Here is a 2,493-nt window from a genome sequence, read left to right on the forward strand (position 1 = left end):
CGCCCGGCAGGACACCACCGACTGGCAGGCGAAATACGCGCTGCGGGCAGGGGTCGAGGGCACCATCCGCCAGGGCGTCGCCGTCACCGACCTACRCCACACCCGCTACCACGGCCTGGCCAAGACCCACCTGCAACACGTGTTCTCCGCGGTCGCGCTCAACCTGATCCGCCTCGACGCATGGTGGAACGGCCACCCCCTCGACCGCACCCGCACCAGCCACCTCGCACGCCTCGAACTCACCCACGCCGCATAAGGCCGAATTAGCCAGCAGGGTCGTAGACCCGACCAAACCCCCGTGATCACGAAACGGGCAGGTCAAAGCATGAAAACCAAACGTGCGGAGTACAGGTGTCGTTGATGTGCCGGAACTGGGCGTCCCGGTCCGCGTGCTGACTACCCTCCAGGGTCTTGAACATCTGCTGCAGACTGAAACCTTGCCCGCGCAGGACCGCGGCGACCGCGGAATGGCTGATCTCATGCCCCATCGCGGCCAACGCTCCGGCCAGGTGCCGGGTCGACTTCGTCGTCCAGCGCAACGGCGACTCCGGGTGCCCGCGACTTTCGGGCTCGACCAGCCCTTCCAACGCCTCGACCAGCCCGGGGTCGGCGACTTCGGCCTTCTTGCGCCCCCCGCCCGGCGCCCGCACACGCGCCGTGCCTTTCGGTTCCTCATCGAGTTCCTTGAGACCTCGCGAGGTCGTGGCACGCGCCGACCCGGTCGCCCTCGATACCACCGATATTCCCCCGCGCCCCCAGGTACGCGCCTCGGCAGCCATTGCCAGCCGCCGGTCCCGCTCGTTCAACCTCGGCAGCAATGCATCCAGACGTGCCTTCATCGCCGCAAAGTCCCTCGACCGCCCGTCCGCCACACCGCGATTCTATCGGAGCGATCACCAGGCATGATCAATGCATGCAAAATTGAAAAAGTTATTTAATTACAAATCCTAAGCATCTGCGCGGCGAGGTGACCGCGTGACCGGCACCTACCTGCCCGATGCCTTCGCGACGCACAAAGTGGAGGCCATGCTCAAGCTTCTCAGACTCGACCCGCTCGACGACGAGCAGTGGGACTTCCTGCAGAGCGAGACCACACAGGACCTCCAGGCCGCTCCGGGATCGGGTAAAACCACCTTGATCGGGCTCAAGCTCGCGCTCATGGCCGACGCATGGACCTCCGTGACGTGCGGGGTTTGCGTGCTGTCGCACACCAACACGGCCAAGAACGAGATCGCCGATCGGGTGGCCTCCCTCGCTGCGGGGCGGAGCCTGCTGCGCTACCCGCACTTCATCGGCACCATCCAGTCCTTCGTGCACACCTTCTTCGCGCTTCCGGCCGTGCGAGCCAAGGGCATCGAGGTCCGGGCCGTCGACGACGCGGCCTTCGAGACCGCAGCGCTCCGGCTCCTGCAGCACCCCGACTACGTCACTCTGCGCAACTACCTGGAACGCCGGCACAACGGCACCAGCATCGTCAGCGGGGCGACGTTCACCTACAGGGGCGGCAAACTCGCGGTCACCGGCGCGGCCAAGGAACCCTCCTTCGGCCCCGAGACGCCCAGCGGAAAACAACTGTCCAGCCTCAAGCAGACGCTGGCCTGGCAAGGCGTCTTCCGCTACCAGGACATGTACGCCATCGCCCAGCGGTACCTCGCCGAGAACCCAGGGATCATCCCGGCCGTATCCGCGCGCTTCCCGTTCGTTCTCCTCGACGAGATGCAGGACACCAGCGTCACCCAGCACGAACTGCTGGACCTTGTCTTCGCCTCCTCGCCCACAGTGGTGCAGCGGGTAGGCGACACCAACCAGGGCATCTACAGCGACGCCGGCGCCGCAAGCGAGCCCGCGCTGGCGTTCCCGCTGGCCGGCGCCGCGGAGCTGCCGGTCAGTCGCCGCTTCGGACCGAAGATCGCCGCACTGGCGAGCTGCCTGACGGTCCGACGCCCCCAGCAGATCCATGGAGCCGGTCCCGACGGCCAGGTGGCGGTACTGCTGTTCGACGAGGCCACAGCAATCGACGTCGTGTCAACCTTCGAACGTATGGCTGCCGCGATCGTCCCCGAGGACGTCCTTCTGATTGGATGTTTGATTTGACTTAATTGTGGTTCCTCTTCTATTGAGGGTCTCGCCAGGTTGGTGTGGCTTCGCCTGTTACGCGCCTGGCCGTGTTGTCGATCATGGCGATGTGGATCATCGCTTCGGAGCTGGCGGGCAGGGTCTCATAGTCACGGGCCAGACGGCGGTGGAACATCAGCCAGCCCAGAGTCCGCTCGACGACCCAACGCCGTTTCACGACGTGGAAACCGCGGGCCCMGGTGTTTCTGGAGACAACCTCGACGTCGACACCGAGGGTGGCCCCGTGCTCGACCACGGTGTTCTTGAAGCCTTTGTCGACCCAGGTCTTGGAGATCGCCCGGTAGGTGTCTGTGACCTGGTCGAGTAGCCGTATGCCCAGGGCGTTGTCCGACAGGTGGGCGGCGGTGACGGTCACGG

At 65.4% G+C, this 2,493-nt stretch carries 3 protein-coding genes and 1 pseudogene; 2 read left to right on the forward strand and 2 right to left on the reverse strand.

Annotated features, from left to right (window positions below):
• Positions 1–256: transposase (locus tag BBK14_RS12090; protein ID WP_198541243.1), on the forward strand; the 256-nt coding region annotated here is incomplete at its 5' end.
• Between the two features lie 97 nt (positions 257–353).
• On the opposite strand, the pseudogene BBK14_RS35135 reads toward BBK14_RS12090, so the two are convergent.
• Positions 354–872: pseudogene (locus BBK14_RS35135) on the reverse strand (ISAzo13-like element transposase-related protein); the annotation flags it as partial.
• A 103-nt stretch (positions 873–975) separates the two neighbouring features.
• Here BBK14_RS35135 and BBK14_RS12100 point away from each other — a divergent pair.
• Positions 976–2,094 (forward strand): UvrD-helicase domain-containing protein, encoded by a 1,119-nt coding sequence (locus BBK14_RS12100; protein ID WP_071062014.1) that lies wholly within the window; start codon positions 976–978, stop codon positions 2,092–2,094.
• A gap of 19 nt (positions 2,095–2,113) precedes the next feature.
• Here the strand turns inward: BBK14_RS12100 and BBK14_RS12105 are convergent.
• The coding region (locus BBK14_RS12105) for a transposase (protein ID WP_157904241.1) at positions 2,114–2,493 on the reverse strand (380 nt) is incomplete at its 5' end.

The organism is Parafrankia soli (assembly GCF_001854695.1).
Taxonomy (GTDB): domain Bacteria; phylum Actinomycetota; class Actinomycetes; order Frankiales; family Frankiaceae; genus Parafrankia; species Parafrankia soli.